The organism is Pantoea septica (assembly GCF_002095575.1).
Classification (GTDB): Bacteria; Pseudomonadota; Gammaproteobacteria; order Enterobacterales; family Enterobacteriaceae; genus Pantoea; species Pantoea septica.
The window spans coordinates 23,218-37,084 of the sequence record NZ_MLJJ01000040.1 but is presented as its reverse complement, the minus strand read 5'-3'; the positions used below and the strand labels follow the sequence as shown (position 1 = coordinate 37,084).

General features: G+C 50.9%; 34 protein-coding genes. 14 read left to right on the top strand and 20 right to left on the bottom strand.

The window, feature by feature from the left end; all coding sequences use genetic code 11:
* Positions 1-135: 135 nt before the first annotated feature.
* The 16 genes from HA46_RS17750 to HA46_RS17685 all read right to left on the bottom strand — a co-directional run bounded on the left by HA46_RS17750 (position 136) and on the right by HA46_RS17685 (position 5,925).
* Complete coding sequence (locus HA46_RS17750; protein WP_084885871.1) at positions 136-678, bottom strand: phiTE_072 family protein; 543 nt, start codon at positions 676-678, stop codon at positions 136-138.
* Complete coding sequence (locus HA46_RS17745) at positions 675-887, bottom strand: hypothetical protein (protein WP_084885868.1); 213 nt, start codon at positions 885-887, stop codon at positions 675-677. Before HA46_RS17745 ends, HA46_RS17750 begins: the two co-directional genes overlap by 4 nt.
* Before the next feature lie 214 nt (positions 888-1,101).
* A complete protein-coding gene (locus tag HA46_RS17740; protein WP_084885865.1) occupies positions 1,102-1,359 on the bottom strand; it encodes a hypothetical protein in 258 nt (85 codons plus the stop codon).
* A gap of 43 nt (positions 1,360-1,402) precedes the next feature.
* Complete coding sequence (locus tag HA46_RS17735) at positions 1,403-1,732, bottom strand: DUF551 domain-containing protein (RefSeq protein ID WP_084885863.1); 330 nt, start codon at positions 1,730-1,732, stop codon at positions 1,403-1,405.
* Positions 1,732-2,175: a hypothetical protein gene (locus tag HA46_RS17730; protein WP_084885861.1), complete on the bottom strand. Its 444-nt coding sequence runs from the start codon at positions 2,173-2,175 to the stop codon at positions 1,732-1,734. Before HA46_RS17730 ends, HA46_RS17735 begins: the two co-directional genes overlap by 1 nt.
* Positions 2,172-2,453 carry a hypothetical protein gene (locus tag HA46_RS17725; RefSeq protein ID WP_084885859.1) on the bottom strand — a complete coding sequence of 94 codons (282 nt, stop codon included), beginning with the start codon at positions 2,451-2,453 and terminating at the stop codon, positions 2,172-2,174. Before HA46_RS17725 ends, HA46_RS17730 begins: the two co-directional genes overlap by 4 nt.
* Before the next feature lie 32 nt (positions 2,454-2,485).
* Positions 2,486-2,836, bottom strand: coding sequence for a hypothetical protein (locus HA46_RS17720; protein ID WP_084885857.1), 351 nt, complete (start codon positions 2,834-2,836; stop codon positions 2,486-2,488).
* Between the two features lie 25 nt (positions 2,837-2,861).
* On the bottom strand, positions 2,862-3,251 hold the full coding sequence (locus HA46_RS17715) for a single-stranded DNA-binding protein (protein ID WP_084885854.1): 390 nt from the start codon (positions 3,249-3,251) through the stop codon (positions 2,862-2,864).
* Positions 3,251-3,880, bottom strand: a complete 630-nt coding sequence (locus HA46_RS17710; RefSeq protein ID WP_084885851.1) for an ERF family protein — start codon at positions 3,878-3,880, stop codon at positions 3,251-3,253. Before HA46_RS17710 ends, HA46_RS17715 begins: the two co-directional genes overlap by 1 nt.
* On the bottom strand, positions 3,867-4,028 hold the full coding sequence (locus HA46_RS21095; protein ID WP_158086852.1) for a hypothetical protein: 162 nt from the start codon (positions 4,026-4,028) through the stop codon (positions 3,867-3,869). Before HA46_RS21095 ends, HA46_RS17710 begins: the two co-directional genes overlap by 14 nt.
* Complete coding sequence (locus HA46_RS17705; RefSeq protein WP_084885849.1) at positions 4,018-4,215, bottom strand: DUF5444 family protein; 198 nt, start codon at positions 4,213-4,215, stop codon at positions 4,018-4,020. Before HA46_RS17705 ends, HA46_RS21095 begins: the two co-directional genes overlap by 11 nt.
* Positions 4,212-4,352: a protease FtsH-inhibitory lysogeny factor CIII gene (locus tag HA46_RS20945; RefSeq protein ID WP_143807662.1), complete on the bottom strand. Its 141-nt coding sequence runs from the start codon at positions 4,350-4,352 to the stop codon at positions 4,212-4,214. The genes HA46_RS17705 and HA46_RS20945 overlap by 4 nt, the downstream gene beginning before the upstream one ends.
* Before the next feature lie 153 nt (positions 4,353-4,505).
* On the bottom strand, positions 4,506-4,691 hold the full coding sequence (locus HA46_RS17700; protein ID WP_084885847.1) for a DUF551 domain-containing protein: 186 nt from the start codon (positions 4,689-4,691) through the stop codon (positions 4,506-4,508).
* Between the two features lie 34 nt (positions 4,692-4,725).
* Entirely contained in the window at positions 4,726-4,947 is a 222-nt protein-coding gene (locus HA46_RS17695) for a hypothetical protein (RefSeq protein WP_084885844.1), read from the bottom strand.
* Positions 4,948-5,046: 99 nt separating this feature from the next.
* Positions 5,047-5,550, bottom strand: coding sequence for an HNH endonuclease (locus tag HA46_RS17690; protein WP_033748122.1), 504 nt, complete (start codon positions 5,548-5,550; stop codon positions 5,047-5,049).
* A gap of 6 nt (positions 5,551-5,556) precedes the next feature.
* Positions 5,557-5,925: a transcriptional antitermination N peptide gene (locus HA46_RS17685; protein WP_033748120.1), complete on the bottom strand. Its 369-nt coding sequence runs from the start codon at positions 5,923-5,925 to the stop codon at positions 5,557-5,559.
* A gap of 331 nt (positions 5,926-6,256) precedes the next feature.
* Here HA46_RS17685 and HA46_RS17680 point away from each other — a divergent pair, with 331 nt between their 5' ends.
* Positions 6,257-6,463 carry a hypothetical protein gene (locus tag HA46_RS17680; RefSeq protein WP_033748118.1) on the top strand — a complete coding sequence of 69 codons (207 nt, stop codon included), beginning with the start codon at positions 6,257-6,259 and terminating at the stop codon, positions 6,461-6,463.
* 466 nt (positions 6,464-6,929) lie between these two features.
* On the opposite strand, the gene HA46_RS17675 is transcribed toward HA46_RS17680, so the two are convergent.
* From HA46_RS17675 to HA46_RS17665, 4 genes are all read right to left on the bottom strand, one after another.
* Positions 6,930-7,334, bottom strand: coding sequence for a hypothetical protein (locus HA46_RS17675; RefSeq protein ID WP_072010385.1), 405 nt, complete (start codon positions 7,332-7,334; stop codon positions 6,930-6,932).
* Positions 7,331-7,900 carry a Panacea domain-containing protein gene (locus HA46_RS17670; protein ID WP_033748113.1) on the bottom strand — a complete coding sequence of 190 codons (570 nt, stop codon included), beginning with the start codon at positions 7,898-7,900 and terminating at the stop codon, positions 7,331-7,333. Before HA46_RS17670 ends, HA46_RS17675 begins: the two co-directional genes overlap by 4 nt.
* A 127-nt stretch (positions 7,901-8,027) precedes the next feature.
* A complete protein-coding gene (locus HA46_RS20940; protein WP_143807664.1) occupies positions 8,028-8,126 on the bottom strand; it encodes a YoaK family small membrane protein in 99 nt (32 codons plus the stop codon).
* A gap of 4 nt (positions 8,127-8,130) precedes the next feature.
* On the bottom strand, positions 8,131-8,778 hold the full coding sequence (locus HA46_RS17665; protein ID WP_033748110.1) for a LexA family protein: 648 nt from the start codon (positions 8,776-8,778) through the stop codon (positions 8,131-8,133).
* A 108-nt stretch (positions 8,779-8,886) separates the two neighbouring features.
* Between HA46_RS17665 and HA46_RS17660 the strand changes: the two genes are divergently transcribed.
* From HA46_RS17660 to HA46_RS17615, 13 genes are all read left to right on the top strand, one after another.
* Positions 8,887-9,105 carry a helix-turn-helix transcriptional regulator gene (locus HA46_RS17660; RefSeq protein ID WP_072010384.1) on the top strand — a complete coding sequence of 73 codons (219 nt, stop codon included), beginning with the start codon at positions 8,887-8,889 and terminating at the stop codon, positions 9,103-9,105.
* A 151-nt stretch (positions 9,106-9,256) separates the two neighbouring features.
* A complete protein-coding gene (locus tag HA46_RS17655) occupies positions 9,257-9,535 on the top strand; it encodes a CII family transcriptional regulator (protein ID WP_033748108.1) in 279 nt (92 codons plus the stop codon).
* Positions 9,536-9,574: 39 nt separating this feature from the next.
* A complete protein-coding gene (locus HA46_RS21090; RefSeq protein ID WP_158086851.1) occupies positions 9,575-9,718 on the top strand; it encodes a hypothetical protein in 144 nt (47 codons plus the stop codon).
* Positions 9,715-9,903, top strand: a complete 189-nt coding sequence (locus HA46_RS17650; protein ID WP_033748106.1) for a hypothetical protein — start codon at positions 9,715-9,717, stop codon at positions 9,901-9,903. Before HA46_RS21090 ends, HA46_RS17650 begins: the two co-directional genes overlap by 4 nt.
* A 53-nt stretch (positions 9,904-9,956) precedes the next feature.
* Complete coding sequence (locus HA46_RS17645; protein WP_096073377.1) at positions 9,957-10,829, top strand: replication protein; 873 nt, start codon at positions 9,957-9,959, stop codon at positions 10,827-10,829.
* A 1-nt stretch (position 10,830) separates the two neighbouring features.
* A complete protein-coding gene (locus tag HA46_RS17640) occupies positions 10,831-12,177 on the top strand; it encodes a replicative DNA helicase (protein ID WP_084885842.1) in 1,347 nt (448 codons plus the stop codon).
* Positions 12,178-12,179: 2 nt separating this feature from the next.
* A complete protein-coding gene (locus tag HA46_RS17635) occupies positions 12,180-12,452 on the top strand; it encodes a hypothetical protein (RefSeq protein WP_084885839.1) in 273 nt (90 codons plus the stop codon).
* Complete coding sequence (locus tag HA46_RS17630) at positions 12,453-12,677, top strand: CHC2 zinc finger domain-containing protein (RefSeq protein ID WP_084885837.1); 225 nt, start codon at positions 12,453-12,455, stop codon at positions 12,675-12,677.
* Positions 12,677-12,931 carry a hypothetical protein gene (locus HA46_RS17625; RefSeq protein WP_084885834.1) on the top strand — a complete coding sequence of 85 codons (255 nt, stop codon included), beginning with the start codon at positions 12,677-12,679 and terminating at the stop codon, positions 12,929-12,931. Before HA46_RS17630 ends, HA46_RS17625 begins: the two co-directional genes overlap by 1 nt.
* Complete coding sequence (locus HA46_RS20935; protein WP_143807661.1) at positions 12,924-13,262, top strand: hypothetical protein; 339 nt, start codon at positions 12,924-12,926, stop codon at positions 13,260-13,262. The genes HA46_RS17625 and HA46_RS20935 overlap by 8 nt, the downstream gene beginning before the upstream one ends.
* Positions 13,259-13,441: a DUF551 domain-containing protein gene (locus HA46_RS21590; RefSeq protein WP_084885832.1), complete on the top strand. Its 183-nt coding sequence runs from the start codon at positions 13,259-13,261 to the stop codon at positions 13,439-13,441. The genes HA46_RS20935 and HA46_RS21590 overlap by 4 nt, the downstream gene beginning before the upstream one ends.
* A complete protein-coding gene (locus HA46_RS21085; protein WP_158086850.1) occupies positions 13,438-13,605 on the top strand; it encodes a hypothetical protein in 168 nt (55 codons plus the stop codon). Before HA46_RS21590 ends, HA46_RS21085 begins: the two co-directional genes overlap by 4 nt.
* Positions 13,602-13,865, top strand: a complete 264-nt coding sequence (locus HA46_RS17615; protein WP_084885831.1) for a DUF3850 domain-containing protein — start codon at positions 13,602-13,604, stop codon at positions 13,863-13,865. The genes HA46_RS21085 and HA46_RS17615 overlap by 4 nt, the downstream gene beginning before the upstream one ends.
* The last annotated feature ends 2 nt before the right edge of the window (positions 13,866-13,867 follow it).

Here is a 13,867-nt window from a genome sequence, read left to right as displayed (position 1 = left end):
TCGGCAGAGCGCGCCCATACAACAAATGAGTCGTATTCATCCCATCCAAAGCTGGCGGCTGTAACGCGCCATAGACTAATTTCAGACATAACAACTCCTCACGCAGAGCGCGATAGTGAATAGGGTGAGTGTGGGTTAGGCGGGTACGACGGAGGTTTGCTTAATGGCTCCTCGAACGGCTTGCACGATTCTTTCGAGGTATTCGTAATCCGGATTTGGTACGGTGGGCCAGCTGGCGTGCCAAGGTTCATCTCCAAACACCTTGCGAAGAGATGAATGACTGTGCCAGTTGCAAACCATGTCTTTCACATCATCCGCTCCATCAGCCTCATCCCAATATTCTCGGGCCTCAAATTGGTCGATTTCCTTCTCACGGCGAAGCTTTAAAATTTCCTTTTTAACGAATTCAATATTGGCTTCGTTATCTTCCCCCTCGATGGTTGATCGAATGCCACGGCTAAGGCAGTTGATAAGGTATGAATCGTTACAGTCGATGAAGAATTCTTGAATCGTGCGGTCAGACATGGAGCCCCAGTATGACGTCCATGAACTGCCGAAGCAGGTAATGGTGATGTTGCCAGCTCCGGGGCGGAGGTTTTCAATCATCACTTTTACCGGGTCTAGCCTGTCAGCTTCGGTGATAACCAACTGTTGAATGGTGCTCTGGGTTATATTCATACCACGCTCCTCTGCTTCTGCGCCCACACCATGCGCTCATGGTCAGTCCGACACTCATCGCTGCAGAAGTGCCCCTTGTCGATTGGCTCCTCGCAGTAGTGACATTCACCTGTATAAATCATCTGCGGCGCCGGCCTGTTAGCCAGCGCCACCTCTATCAGCTGCTGCTCTCTTGCTGCTGCTTCATCAATCGGATCTGCGAAATTCATAGTCACTTCCCCTTATCCACCAGGCATGTCACATAGCCTGTATTGGCTGGAATTTGTTTGCTGATGGTCTTAACGGATTCGATACAACTGGCAGAGTTATCAAACGGGATATGCGTAACGCTGCCGGAATGGAAAATGATGATGAGGAAGTAATGCATGCTCACCCCTTATGACAGGCAATAAAAACCGCCTCATTGGGCGGCCATCTCGTTAACTATTTCCGTCTCGCTCTTTCCTGCTCAGCACAGAACTTATCGTAGGCGAACACGAAGGCTGCATTCTCCGACTCGAACAGGCTGTCGGTTAACCGCACCCACTCATTACCGACGCACTCCATCACATCCCAGCCACCTTTGCGGGGCCAGATTACGAATCGAGCCGGGTCGTAGCGGTGAAATATCTCGTGCTTAGTGAGCTTATCACCCTTATCGAGCATGTAGAACGCTGCGCCGGCGCTGACAAATTTGCGCATATATCCACCAATACACTGTTTATGCGAACAGTATATCAGAGGTCTAATTATCCTGCGGCAACTCCAGCGGCTTCCAGTGGGTTGGCCCCTGAAGCATCCGCTCGCCATCGTATAAAACATGGTAACGCTGCTCAGGTTCATCCTCATCGAAAGCGAAGAAAACGTCTTCTACATGGCCCGTATGTGACCAACAGGCAAGAACGAATTCTTCTCCTGCAGGCAATCTGTCTTTGCACTTAATCCAACCGTCAGGAGCCGCTGGCTCAGCCTTACGATGCGCCAGTAGCTCCTTTGCCAGCGCGCGACGCACATCATCTTCGCTTGGGTTATGAATCATCTCTGACAAATATTCATCATCGAAATCGCTGGCCATCACTTCTTCTCCTCTGCTGGCGCGGTGGCGTTCAGGCGCATGGCTCTTATGGCAAGTCGCAATCCCTGCCCTGCATCCCCACAATCCTCAAGGCAGTCAATCAGTGCGTGTAGGCCATAGTTAAAGGCTTGTTCATCTTCCTCATAATCCGGCATACTCAGCGCGGCAACGGGCGGCGCGGTGTATACGATTCTTCGGCAGTCTGATTCGGATGTCCAATATTCACCTTCGTCAACATCGTACCAAGAGCCATAAATTAAAGACTGGTGAACAGGCTTCTCCGTCAGTGACACCAGGGCGATTTCTGCAACCGCAAGCTCTGATTGCAGTGGCTTCCTGATAGATTCAAATGCGTGCTGCTTTATTGAGAACCGCAGCGCTTCAATTCTTTGCTTTGTGAATTCAATCAGCGCCGCGCGCTCTGCTTCTGTGTACTTTTTCATGATTTAAGCCCCTCTGCGACTTTTAGCTTCGGCCAGTTTTCTGCGTTAACAAAGAGCCAGGCATCAACAAGGTCGGTGTAAAGGTCGCAATTCAAGATGAATGCAGCGACGCCGCCATCCGTAACCACTTCAACTTCCTGAAGGCACTTCTCCCTGTCATGCTCGCGTGTTGTGATTGCACTAACCTTTCGCAGGTTAATAAAGTGCGTCTGGCCTTTGCTGTCGTCTATAAGCACCACGGCTGCGCGACCACCTTCAAATAACACCTGCTGCCTCATGTCATCTCCTGTGCCGCTGAGCGGCGAAATAGTTAGTCCTGCACCACAGCGCCAAACCTACCGCGCCGCTCTGTCGTGTAATCCATCCACAATATCCCCGGCTTCGTGACCAGAATTCGGGGCAGGGCGGGGCTTATCGCAGTGAGCCGGTGGATGCGAATGTGAAGGCACTCCCTGTGCACTTCAGCTTTCCGCTCCGGCGTTAACCTGCGCTCATGCTCCTCGCCACGTTTCGCCGCCTGCGCTGCTTCTACCGCGGCTAGGGCAACCTGCTGACACTTCCTCTCACGCGGCGTCATCTGCTCTGTACGCCACAGAAAGCGATCTTTCTGTATTTCTGACAGGCGTGCGTAATGCGCCGATTCAAGCGGTGAAAGTTCCATACAGGTGCCTTAGTGGAGGGTTAAATCAGAATGGGATATTGGGATCGTAATCAGGTTCGGTAGATTGACCACGCTGCTGCGGCCGACTCTGTTGCTGTCCGTTCTGCTTTGGCGGCAGGTCGATATCCCGAACGAGGATGGTAGGGATTGACGCTTTACTGCCGTCGTTCTTATCCCATTCCTCAATGACAAACTCGCCGGTCACTGTGACCTTCGCACCCTTCAGGATGGAAGCGGACAACTTCTCAGCCATGGCTCCGAACATTTTGCATTGCAGCCAGGAGGTTTTCTCGTTGTCACCGAAGCCTGATTTGGCTGGCAGCGAGAACGTCGCGATGTGCTTCCCATTTGGAGTGACGCGCAGGACAGCGTCTTTCCCGACATTGCCTGCGATTGTGATCGTGTTGATTGGCATTAGGCTGTAGCTCCTTCAAGCTCGGTTTTTCTGATTTCGTATACCTCCTGCGCCTTAGCCTGCTCTGGCGTGCCTTCCAGCATCTGCCATGCCTTAGCGAAGGCTCCTTTCAGCTCAGGAAGATTTTGCTTGTTCTGTGCCGCTTCTGTGAAAGCCTTCAGGACCGCTTCAGGTGCCGGCGCCGGTTTTTGCTGCGGCGCGACATGATGAACTTCTGCGTCAGCATCGATAGCCGTCTCTTCTGTTGGGATGCAGAACGCCTGAAATGCTGCGTACTTATAGGCGATCGACATAGCCTTGTTAGTTGCTTTGTCTCCGCTATCCATCGCCTCGCCATATGTCACTACCGTGTGCGTGCTGCCGTCTTCCGTGGCAACGAAATCGAACTCAGCCTTAACGACGACATAGAACAGGACGCCGCCTTTCTGCGTGGTTCGCTCAGTCACCGTGCGCTCTGTAATGCGCGGAAGGATGAGCAAGCCGTGCTTGACCAGTGCCGGCGCCAGCGCGTTATAAACGGCGTCGATGCCGCGGAACATGAAACCCTGCTGAGAGTTGCGGCTGTCTTTCCTGATGCCTTGCTCAGCCAGCTCTTTCGCCACTGCGCTGATAGCCTTATAAACGCTCATATGTCATCCCCATCTTTGCTGCCTGTTGCTCCGTACGGTAATCAGCAATCGCTTCCTGTGCGGCTTGCTCGTATGTCTCAGGGTCTGCCAGCTCGCCCAGCATCCCCTGCATGAAATCAGTCCAGATCGCTTCATCGTCATGCTGCATTGCGCTTACTCCAGTTAGCCCAGTCTTCGTTCTGGCTCTCATGGAAGCCGAGAGATATTTCCGCTGCCCACACGTATGCTTCGTGCATACCGGCCTTGCTGTCGGGGAATGACGCTTCGTAGAGCTTCCCGAGACGCTCACAGGGCTGCTGAACCAGTACGGTTCCGTTCACGGGGAGAATGGTCATTGGGGATTGCCTCGCTGATTCAGCGTGTCTACAAGTGAGCGCCAGCCAGTGCGGAGGCGGCGGGTGATAACGTCTAACAGTGATTCATCAAACTGAGCGGAGCCCACGACGGCACCGCCCGCGATGGCATAGTTCATCGTGGGTTCCTTAATTCGTTTATGTTGGTGTCAAAAAGAAGGGCACCATTGCGGTGCCCATAGGGAGTGTTACTGTCTGGTTGTAAGGATTTATCAAACCTGCTGTGCGTAACAGCGTCGAAGCGACTCAGTGAATCGCCTCTGCGGTGTTACTCAAATTGTGCACTCGAATACTGTTTGCCAGGCTTTCACCCCATCAATAGGGTCGAAGAAGTCGAAGTCATAAAAATTGCCTTCATCTTCATCATAACTGCCTAGCTTGTACTCGCCTTCGCTGGTGAAAACCACGCAGCGCTCTCCATCTTCTGGGGTGCGCTCTTCTAAGCTAATCCACTCCATCCTATCTCTCCTGTAGTGGTTACTGGCCCAACGCCTAATCCCGGATAATCGATCCAAATAAATCGGCATGAATGCGGTTCAGGGCTTCATCGGCTTCGAATGACGAGCCGAAAGCGCTATGCATCGCATGGCTCCGCTCCTTATTTGTAATCTGCGCTGCGTCCATTTCCAGCCACTCCCTGATTACTAGCTCGTGCTCGTGTATATCGCCGTTACAATTTTGCAAATCCAGTCTTAAAATCGTTGCTGCGTCCATTCTCACCCTCCTAAATAACCCGCCACCATAAGCGCCCCGGTGACTATCCAGCAGATAATCCAGTCTGTGTTGCTCATGGTGGGCTCCAGTAAAAAGGCCTTACAGGCCCGTATTTGAAAATTTTCCGTGAAGTCTCTCAGATGCCTCCGAGTAAGCCTTGTGGGCCTCCTCAGGCGTTTTGAATTCGCCCAGTGGAATCTTTACACCGTGGCATTTGATCGTGGCTTTCCACTTCTTCGTTTGCTTGTTGAAGCCAACACCTTTATATCCAGAGGTGTTATTTTTCTGCGCAACACGATTCCACATGTTTTCCTGATTGGTAGCAGCTCGAAGGTTATTTTTGCTGTTATCGCTTTTGACATTGTTGATGTGATCAACGCATTCCTTAGGCCACTCACCGTACATGTATAGCCAGGCAAGACGGTGCGCGGCATAAAGAATTGCATCAACCCTGATATAAACGTATCCGTCCTGACGGATGTACCCGGCCACATCTCCGGGGAACTTCCATCCCTTCTGAATCTTCCAGCAAAACACCCCGGTTTCTTCGTCGTAGGTGAGTTGCTCCCTAAGTCGGGCTGCCGTGATTCTGCTCTGGTTCATAGATAGTTACCGTGCCGTTACGATGTCTTTAGATTTGCGATAGCCAGCTGCGTAGATGGAAACTTGCGGCAGGCACATGCCGTTTTCGATTTGGCCGCCGACATACTTCTCAGCGCCCGCCAGAATCTGCTTGTGATACTCCGTCTCTGTTTCTACAGCCTTGACTACGCGGTCAGCTGCCGGCCGTTTGCAGGCAATCTCAGCGCGGCTCAGTTCCACGCGACGCTGCGGCGCTTCCTGACTAAATGCGCTCGCCAGAATCGCTTCAATCTCACGCGCCTTAATAGCCTCTTCAGCCCGGCGAGCGTTGCGGCGTGACTTCGCGTTATCTTTTCCAACAGGGTTAAGTGATTTGCCATAGACGATGTTCGCCATAAATCCTCCGGTTAGTTACTGGCTGCACTGTCGCAACAATGCACTCAGTAACCACTGTTTGAGTTCGGTGCGTTCTCGGCACCTTCCGTAGAGCTTCCCGCTCGTTGTTACAAAGAGCTGCTATCCGTTTCGTACTGCGCCAGCGTCCTGCTGATGGAGAGATATTCACATATTGTGATTTAATGGTCAATCACAAATTGTGTATAAATTTAATATGACACGCTATGTGTGTGATTTTTTTGTGTATTTATTTTTCTACAGCCGCAAAAAACCCGTACAGCGCTCGACTCAGTGCTAAGATTTCATGGCTTAACAGGAGGAGGTTGGTGGCATGAGAAACAAAGATGTGGCTGACTTGCACAGGAAGATGATGCCTGAGGTGGGAGAGGTTCTTGGTAGGGGGACTATGGAGCTGCTGAGGGAGGGGCGGGCGATAACTAATCTGGCAATAAAGGAGAAGATAACAGGTCTTTATGCTGATAAAGCAGATGACATAGTAGTGCAGATGGCGCTGGCTCTGCTGTCGACGACGCACTGACGGTGCAGGTCAGGATTGCGGGCAAAAAAAACCGCCAGACCAGCGCTGGCGGTAACTTGTCGAGCAACAAGCAAAGTGATGGATATATTTCACTTTCATTATTGGCCGATATTTTTTTACCTGCAAGCGTAAGCGGCAAAAAAAGCCCGCACACGGCGGGCAAGAGTGATGCGGACAATCAGCTTGTTCCGGCCCTGAGGCCGTGTCTCTCTGGACATTAGTGTTATCGGCACGGCAGGAGATAGCTTTAGGGGTGGGCATGAAAAACCCGGTGCGGTGGCGGGTGCAGGAGTGGCAACGAGTTCACCATTGGTAAACCGTTTACCATTAATGACATCGTTAACCATAGGGATCGGTGTGGCGGGCAAAACTGAAGGTATTGAGATCTTCTACTGGTATATCAACGAGATAGGGTGGCGGTCATATGGGGATCGGCGCAATAAAAAACCCGGCGCTGTGGCCGGGTTTATTTGCAGTGTTGGCGATAAAACTTTAGCACCTTGTTAGGTGTAAAATCAGAAGATTCGAATCCTGATAGTACACGCTGAAAAACGCTTTCTTCCATATCAGCGTGTTTTTCCAATTCTCCGCTTTCTTCCCTAGAAACCACATTAGGGACTTTCCATACAATAGCATCGGCATAGAAAACATAACTGTCATGATGCACAAATGGGTGCTCTCCAGCACGTAAAATACATGCTGGATCGTGGTGTACTGGAGCCGGATATACCGTGGTGATATTAACGACCAGTACGCATTCGCAACCATGGACAGGATGGTACACTGGATCGTTACAAATGATATGTAGATGTTTAGACCCACCAACAGGGGCCAATACGGTGCCTTTCCTGTATGGTGAGTAAACTGTCATGCTAGCTCACTGCTGAATTTTTTGAGTTGGTCGCGCGCTCTCATTCTATCAAGGAGAGCTTCGGCTTCCGCTTCAGATTTCCCGCCAGCCATGAAAATGGATTTTGGATTGATCGCAACAGACGACCCGTGAGGATCTTGCCACTCAGAACAAATTCGGTGCGTTAATTCACAAAGCTCAAAGCGCTTATAATGACCAAACTCTGAGAAAACTTTATCCAGAATTTTTATATCAGCTCGGCTTAGCTCATCGAAAGCATCATCGTCTTCAAGCCCATGAACTGGCTTTTTGACTGAAACCTCATAATTCGATTCACCTTTTATCCAGTCATCCCAAGGTGATTCTTCAAGAGGGCTGCCTGACTTAAGCAGGTCATAGGTTCGTGACAATACAGGACCATTGTTCATGGACACTGCGCGGTCACCAGTCATTGAGTCGCCATAACTGATCATATACTCACGATCAGCCAGGTAAAGCAGTTTCATGAGTTTGATATATGCCATGCGCCCACCACGTTTCAACAGTAGGTAACCAGCCATTTGAGCTGCTTTATTTTCGCTGTACATACTCAACCTCCCAGACTACCTAATTAGTAATCTCAAGTGTGATTATGAATACAAGTGATGCTGTAGTCAATCAGGCTTATTGGCCTGTAACCCTTCAGCCTCATTTTACCCAAACGTATCTTCCGGCCTAAGCACCTGGCATCCAGGCGCCGCTGGCAATGAACCATACCAGGAGTGCTATCCCTGCTATCCCACAAACAGCAGGGAAGATGTATCCAATCTTCATTTCATCACCCAAACGTCTCTTCCGGCCACTGAGCCTTAACCACCTTGCCAATGATGCGGATACTGTGGTCGCAGTCCAGAATCCTGTATGCAGGGTTCAGCGGCACCAGGTAACTAACGCCACTGTCCAGCTCGTACTTCTTGAACGTTACTTCTGAGTCACCGTTCGCAGATGCAATACAGAAATCACCCGACTCTACCGGTTCAGCCGGATCAATCAGTATCAGCATCCCTTCAGGAAAGCTCGGGCGCACACCCTGTGGTGCCGTCATTGAATGTCCCTTTACCTCAAGCCAGAACGCTTTCTCACTGGCTTTCTTCGTCGTTGGCACCCATGCCTTAGCGTCACTGGCCGTGTAGCTGCCGACCTCGGCAAATGGGCCAGCCTGGACGTGCGCGAACAATGGATATTCATATTGTTTGAAAACTGAATCAGACTCATCACCAAACATGATCTTGGCTGGTGATACGCCAAGGGCAGAACCAAGGATTACCGCGTCGTCAGCACTTACCTTACGTGTGCCTAACTCATAATTCCCCAGACGAGACGGAGCCGCCCAACCGCAAAGTTTGGCTAGCTGTACCTGGCTAAGTCCTTTTGCTTCACGCAGGGACTTAATCCTTTCCCCGATTAATTCATGCATTGTTTTCATCCAATAAATTTACCACGGTTCGTGATTGCACTCCGTACACGAATTGAGGTTGACTGTTAATCACATTTTGTGTGTAATGGTGTTCTGTTTAACGCCAAGGAGAACGCAATGAACAACATTGCACAGCAGCGAAAGAAAATCGGAGTTTCGCAGGCTGTTCTTGCTTCGGCGATTGGTTGGGGACAGTCACGAATTGCCAACTATGAGCTGAATATCCGTACCCCTGGACTCAACGATTGTCGACTGATTGTTGAAGGCCTAAAGAAGCTGGGATGCCATTGTTCTCTAGATGATGTTTTCCCACCTTCAAAAAGTAAAGCCGCTTAGCAGTACCCGCTCTTTTTACAACGGACATGAAGTCCTACGGAAGCCACCGAGAACGTGGCGACTAACTCAAACGAAACAACAAAACGTTCGTGGCAATAGCTGCGGCTTTGTCACGTCTGAACAACAACTTATCACCAAGGAATCATACGAAATGGATCATGCAAAGAAACGCAACGAGGCATTGCGCATTGAAAGCGCCTTGCTCAACAAAATCGCCCTGTTAGGCACTGAAAAGACAGCAGCTGCTGTTGGTGTCGATAAGGCGCAGATAAGCCGCTGGAAACGAGACTGGATACCGAAGTTCTCGATGCTTCTGGCAGTACTGGAATGGGGTGTCGTGGATGACGAGATGGCTCATTTAGCCCGGCAGGTGGCGCAGCTTCTCGCAAAAGGAAACGCCCCAAAGAGCAATGAACTCTTTGAGGCGTAGGGTGGGGCAACAACCACGATGCATATCCCGGAGATGATTATGCCAAAGAAACACGTTTTACGCCAGGCAGAAATGCGCAAAAACCTTGCCCGCATCGAGTTCTGCAAAGGCTTCAACCCGACTGTCGCGGAGAAACTGAAGCACATTCTGGAAGAGGCCAAAGCGAAGGAGAAGGGCAAATGAGTAACGTTAAAGATTTCGAGCTTTTCAAAGCTAAGGCGCGGGAAGAAGTTAAACGCTGTCCATCAGAAGCTGGGTACGTGTTTTTACCTAATAGCTTTATGGATGAGCTACTTAAATGTGATTTCTCGGTGGATCAATTTAACGAAATCCTCCGAATTTTTGACCCGCGCAGGAGCATGAAATGACAACCGCCAGATTATACGATTTCAGCGCTGCACATGAGCGCAGGAGTTCACGGATGGAAAACCAAAAGCAGGGGCATTTTGCCCTGTTCAGGAGCCTTCTGTCTAAGGATTGGGCCAAAGACACAGCCAAGCTAGCCATGTGGATACGCCTTATCGGTGATGCTGCTTATAGGCCTCGTACAGTGGAGTTTGCCGGTAAGACATGGAATCTTCAGCCCGGCGAGCTTGTAACGACAGCGGCGATTATGGCGAGAAAATTACGCGATCAGGATGACAAGGAAAAGAGTCCGCAGGCTGTTACCCGGATGCTTAACTTCTTCGCCAGAGAGGGAATGATAACCACAAAAGGAACTCGTTTCGGAACAGTGGTTTGCATAACAAATTACGCAGAATATCAGGCTGTTTTACCCGATGAACCTCGCGAAAGACCTCGCGATAACATCAAACCCAGTGCTGGCGCGGCTTCAAGGGCTGTACCCGATGAACCTCGCGATGAACCATCCGATGAACAGAACAAGAAGTTACTAGAACAAGAATTAAATAATACCCCTATATCCCCTGAAGGGGACTCGTCTGATAAGCCTGAAAAGAAAAAGCGAAAACCTTCTGAGCCCTTTGAATTCGACCGAGAGCGATTCAAGGCAACGTGGAACCGCAAAGCTCAACAGTACGGTCTGCCTCGCGTGATAAGCATCAGCAAAACCACCCTTGCTGGAATTAAGCGACTCTACGAATCACACCTCGAGCACTGCAAAGAGACCAAGCGTCCGCCTCAGAACGTTGACACGTTCATCAATGGTTATATCGAGTTTGGTTACACGCCTTCCGATTATGCCTGCGGGAAAAACGATGCTGGCAAAAAATACGGCATCGATACTGCTCTAACTCAGAAGATGATCGACAAAATCATCAGCCAGGAGGAATGACATGGAAAGCCTCGATTACGAAGAGCAGCTGATCGGCGCAATGCTCATCAAGGGAGACCATATCGACTGCCGTGACATTGCCAGCAAGCTCCCGGTGGCGGCATTCGCCAATCACCACCTGCGCAGCATGTATCAGGCAATCGTCACCCTGCTGGACAAAGCTGAGCCAATCGACCCGTTTACTGTTCGTGACTCCATCCCGCAGGAGAGCCGTGATTACGTGCTGAGCATCGCGACAGCCTGTAAGAGTGCCGCGAACATCAAGGCATGGGCCAAGAAGGTTCGCCAGTGCTGGATGCTTCGCAAAGGCGCTGAAGAGCTGACAAGGGCAGCACAGCTGCTTGCCAGCGCTACACCGCATAACCTGAACGAAAGCATTGCCGAAGCTGCGCGCCTTGCCTCAAAGCTCCAGCTGGAAACCAACGACAAACTTCCTCGCCGCATTGGAGACATGATTCAGGACTACCTGAATGTGCTGGAAGATCGCATGAGGGGCGCTGAGTCTGGTTTGTATCTTCAGACTGGCATTGAGGCGCTGGACAACGAGTATGGCGGCTTCGACCGCACCGACCTGATTATCATCGCCGGTCGCCCTGGAATGGGTAAAACCGAGCTGGCAATCAACATCGCTAACTCAATCGGCCGGCAAAAGGGAACAGGGCTGCTTATCTCAATGGAGATGTCAGAGACGCAGGTAGTGGAGCGCCATATCGCTGACCGTGGCGGACTGTCTATCGGAACGCTGCGAAACCCGCTGGGCATGACTCAGGAGGATTACACCCGCCTGACTACTGCAACTGGCACCCTGCTTGATGAAAACAACCATGCTCTGGTTGGCTCGTTCACCATCGATGAGATCATCAGCCAGGCGGAGCGCATGAACATGGACGGCGGCTTGAGCTTTCTGGCTATCGACTACCTGACCCTTATCGACATGCCGAAAGCTGAGCGTGCAGACCTCGCGATTGCAGAAGTCACCCGCAAGCTGAAGCAGTTCTGCCTGCGCAACAAAGTTCCCGTGGTGCTTCTGGCGCAGCTCAACCGCAACGTTGACGGGCGAGGCGATAAGCGGCCAAACATGGGCGACCTGGCAGGATCCAGCTCAATCGAAAAGGACGCAGACGTCATCATCTTCCCGTACCGCGATGAGGTCTACAACGAGAACACAGACCTTAAAGGCCTTGCGGAAATCATCATCGGTAAATACCGATCCGGCCAGCCGAAGACCTTCTACATGGGCTGGAAGAATGGTCACTTCGTCAACATCGACCAAGAAGCCGCAGCTAAGCAGTATTCCGACAACAAGAACAAAGAGCAGCCGGCCAACGACTGGCGCTACGGGGGTTAATCATGGCACTACGAAACTTAGACGTTCAGAAGTTCATGGAGCAGCGCGGATATATCGCATCGCTTGTTACCGTGAATGGTAAGCACATCATCATAAAGGACCCTGAGCCAAACGGATGGGACTATGACGTAGCAATCAGCGACTGCAACACGCACGAAAAAATCCTTTCATGGGTTATGCACCTGAGCGAAAAGAATTGGGTCACTAAAGACATCATTCGCCAGTTCATCCGCGTGTCAGCTCATGCGTCCGGTCTGAAAGTGGAGGGCTTCTGAATGTCCATCATCGATAGTGCAATGAAATTAACCTCGCTCACTAAGCAAGGTGCGAATTATCGCGGGTTATGCCCGTTCCACGACGAAAGCACCCCTTCATTTGTGGTGCGCCCGCAGAACAACGACTTCATTTGCTTTGGGTGCGGTAAGTCAGGCGGTGAAATAGAACTGGCACAATTCGATTCCCGTTCCGATAAAGGCGGCAAGAAGGGTGGTGCGCTCTGATGAACAAAACACAACTGAGTATCCCTGAGCGCGCGTGGGGAGCAGAGATAGACCACGCCCTGAAAGAGACGCCATATCCCATCATCCAGACAAAATCGAAGGTGGCCAAGCAGCTCGCCGATAATGGCTATCTGCAATACGTCGAGTTCACCGACCGCGGCATCACCTTCAAGGGTTATATCATTACACACCTTGGCATCATGACCTACTGCGAAAGCCTCTCACCGGAAGATCAAGGGGGCACCAATGAATAAATTAACCGCTGAGAAGTGCAGAGAGCTTTCATCACACTTCCGAGAGCTAAACGCTCAAGGCACTCTTACCGAAGAAGGCCAGCAAATTATGCAAGCCCTTGAGATTGCACTCCCTGTACTGGAGCAACATGATGTAATGAGCGTTCCTGCCTTTTACATCGTTTACCACCCTAACCCAGACCCAAATGAATATGACGATAAAGAGCATTCTCATTGCGGCTCAATACACCTGGCGAGGCGACTGGCAGGTGAAATAGGCGGAACCATCTGTCCCGTTTATATTGGGGAAAATCTTGAGCAGCAGGAACGCGAGCGAGGAGAGGAAGAATGAGTGAGTGGATTAAGTGCAGTGAGCGGATGCCAGAAATGGGAAGCGACGTTCTTGTTTACATGGATGATCCTATTCACTCTGTAACTCCTTATGCAGTGGCTAGCTTCGATAAATACGGATTCAGCCGGTCACGAGTTATCGCCTGGCAACCACTCCCTTCACCACCGGAGGATGTATGAGCGACAAAGATGAGCTGGAGCGGCAGCGGTTTGAAAGCTGGATAGTCATACAGCCAGGAGGCTTATCAACAGACATGTATGAGCCAACGCAAAGGTATTTTGAACATGACGTCCAGTTAGCATGGAAGGCATGGCTGGCCCGCAGCAAGCAGGATGAAGCATGAAAGAGCATAACTTGAAAATTCTGCCTGAGCACTTCTCTCCGGTGGACGCAGGAATAAAACGGGCAGAGCTTCGCAATAACGACCGCGACTACCAGCAGGGCGATATTCTCAATCTCTGCGAGTGGGATGGCGATAAATTTACCGGTCGCTTTGCCATTCGGCAGGTTTCGCACGTTGCTGATGTCTCCGCATATCTGCCCGGATATGTTCTGCTAAGCATGGAAGATGCGGGACCAGCACACGACGATCTAATGTGGTGAGG

Excerpts from the sequence above, each read along its gene's own strand:
- HA46_RS17690 (WP_033748122.1), bottom strand. The coding sequence starts at position 5,550 with ATGAACCAGAGCAGAATCACGGCAGCCCGACTTAGGGAGCAACTCACC.
- HA46_RS17695 (WP_084885844.1), bottom strand. The coding sequence starts at position 4,947 with ATGGACGCAGCAACGATTTTAAGACTGGATTTGCAAAATTGTAACGGC.
- HA46_RS17745 (WP_084885868.1), bottom strand. The coding sequence starts at position 887 with ATGAATTTCGCAGATCCGATTGATGAAGCAGCAGCAAGAGAGCAGCAG.
- HA46_RS17685 (WP_033748120.1), bottom strand. The coding sequence starts at position 5,925 with ATGGCGAACATCGTCTATGGCAAATCACTTAACCCTGTTGGAAAAGAT.
- HA46_RS20945 (WP_143807662.1), bottom strand. The coding sequence starts at position 4,352 with ATGAACTATGCCATCGCGGGCGGTGCCGTCGTGGGCTCCGCTCAGTTT.
- HA46_RS21590 (WP_084885832.1), top strand. The coding sequence starts at position 13,259 with ATGAGTGAGTGGATTAAGTGCAGTGAGCGGATGCCAGAAATGGGAAGC.
- HA46_RS17740 (WP_084885865.1), bottom strand. The coding sequence starts at position 1,359 with ATGCGCAAATTTGTCAGCGCCGGCGCAGCGTTCTACATGCTCGATAAG.
- HA46_RS20935 (WP_143807661.1), top strand. The coding sequence starts at position 12,924 with ATGAATAAATTAACCGCTGAGAAGTGCAGAGAGCTTTCATCACACTTC.
- HA46_RS21095 (WP_158086852.1), bottom strand. The coding sequence starts at position 4,028 with ATGCAGCATGACGATGAAGCGATCTGGACTGATTTCATGCAGGGGATG.
- HA46_RS17650 (WP_033748106.1), top strand. The coding sequence starts at position 9,715 with ATGAGTAACGTTAAAGATTTCGAGCTTTTCAAAGCTAAGGCGCGGGAA.
- HA46_RS17665 (WP_033748110.1), bottom strand. The coding sequence starts at position 8,778 with ATGAAAACAATGCATGAATTAATCGGGGAAAGGATTAAGTCCCTGCGT.
- HA46_RS17680 (WP_033748118.1), top strand. The coding sequence starts at position 6,257 with ATGAGAAACAAAGATGTGGCTGACTTGCACAGGAAGATGATGCCTGAG.
- HA46_RS21085 (WP_158086850.1), top strand. The coding sequence starts at position 13,438 with ATGAGCGACAAAGATGAGCTGGAGCGGCAGCGGTTTGAAAGCTGGATA.
- HA46_RS17645 (WP_096073377.1), top strand. The coding sequence starts at position 9,957 with ATGGAAAACCAAAAGCAGGGGCATTTTGCCCTGTTCAGGAGCCTTCTG.
- HA46_RS21090 (WP_158086851.1), top strand. The coding sequence starts at position 9,575 with ATGCCAAAGAAACACGTTTTACGCCAGGCAGAAATGCGCAAAAACCTT.
- HA46_RS17730 (WP_084885861.1), bottom strand. The coding sequence starts at position 2,175 with ATGAAAAAGTACACAGAAGCAGAGCGCGCGGCGCTGATTGAATTCACA.
- HA46_RS17705 (WP_084885849.1), bottom strand. The coding sequence starts at position 4,215 with ATGACCATTCTCCCCGTGAACGGAACCGTACTGGTTCAGCAGCCCTGT.
- HA46_RS17635 (WP_084885839.1), top strand. The coding sequence starts at position 12,180 with ATGGCACTACGAAACTTAGACGTTCAGAAGTTCATGGAGCAGCGCGGA.
- HA46_RS17700 (WP_084885847.1), bottom strand. The coding sequence starts at position 4,691 with ATGGAGTGGATTAGCTTAGAAGAGCGCACCCCAGAAGATGGAGAGCGC.
- HA46_RS17670 (WP_033748113.1), bottom strand. The coding sequence starts at position 7,900 with ATGTACAGCGAAAATAAAGCAGCTCAAATGGCTGGTTACCTACTGTTG.
- HA46_RS17715 (WP_084885854.1), bottom strand. The coding sequence starts at position 3,251 with ATGCCAATCAACACGATCACAATCGCAGGCAATGTCGGGAAAGACGCT.
- HA46_RS17750 (WP_084885871.1), bottom strand. The coding sequence starts at position 678 with ATGAATATAACCCAGAGCACCATTCAACAGTTGGTTATCACCGAAGCT.
- HA46_RS20940 (WP_143807664.1), bottom strand. The coding sequence starts at position 8,126 with ATGAAGATTGGATACATCTTCCCTGCTGTTTGTGGGATAGCAGGGATA.
- HA46_RS17630 (WP_084885837.1), top strand. The coding sequence starts at position 12,453 with ATGTCCATCATCGATAGTGCAATGAAATTAACCTCGCTCACTAAGCAA.
- HA46_RS17655 (WP_033748108.1), top strand. The coding sequence starts at position 9,257 with ATGGATCATGCAAAGAAACGCAACGAGGCATTGCGCATTGAAAGCGCC.
- HA46_RS17625 (WP_084885834.1), top strand. The coding sequence starts at position 12,677 with ATGAACAAAACACAACTGAGTATCCCTGAGCGCGCGTGGGGAGCAGAG.
- HA46_RS17675 (WP_072010385.1), bottom strand. The coding sequence starts at position 7,334 with ATGACAGTTTACTCACCATACAGGAAAGGCACCGTATTGGCCCCTGTT.
- HA46_RS17720 (WP_084885857.1), bottom strand. The coding sequence starts at position 2,836 with ATGGAACTTTCACCGCTTGAATCGGCGCATTACGCACGCCTGTCAGAA.
- HA46_RS17660 (WP_072010384.1), top strand. The coding sequence starts at position 8,887 with ATGAACAACATTGCACAGCAGCGAAAGAAAATCGGAGTTTCGCAGGCT.
- HA46_RS17735 (WP_084885863.1), bottom strand. The coding sequence starts at position 1,732 with ATGGCCAGCGATTTCGATGATGAATATTTGTCAGAGATGATTCATAAC.
- HA46_RS17725 (WP_084885859.1), bottom strand. The coding sequence starts at position 2,453 with ATGAGGCAGCAGGTGTTATTTGAAGGTGGTCGCGCAGCCGTGGTGCTT.
- HA46_RS17640 (WP_084885842.1), top strand. The coding sequence starts at position 10,831 with ATGGAAAGCCTCGATTACGAAGAGCAGCTGATCGGCGCAATGCTCATC.
- HA46_RS17615 (WP_084885831.1), top strand. The coding sequence starts at position 13,602 with ATGAAAGAGCATAACTTGAAAATTCTGCCTGAGCACTTCTCTCCGGTG.
- HA46_RS17710 (WP_084885851.1), bottom strand. The coding sequence starts at position 3,880 with ATGAGCGTTTATAAGGCTATCAGCGCAGTGGCGAAAGAGCTGGCTGAG.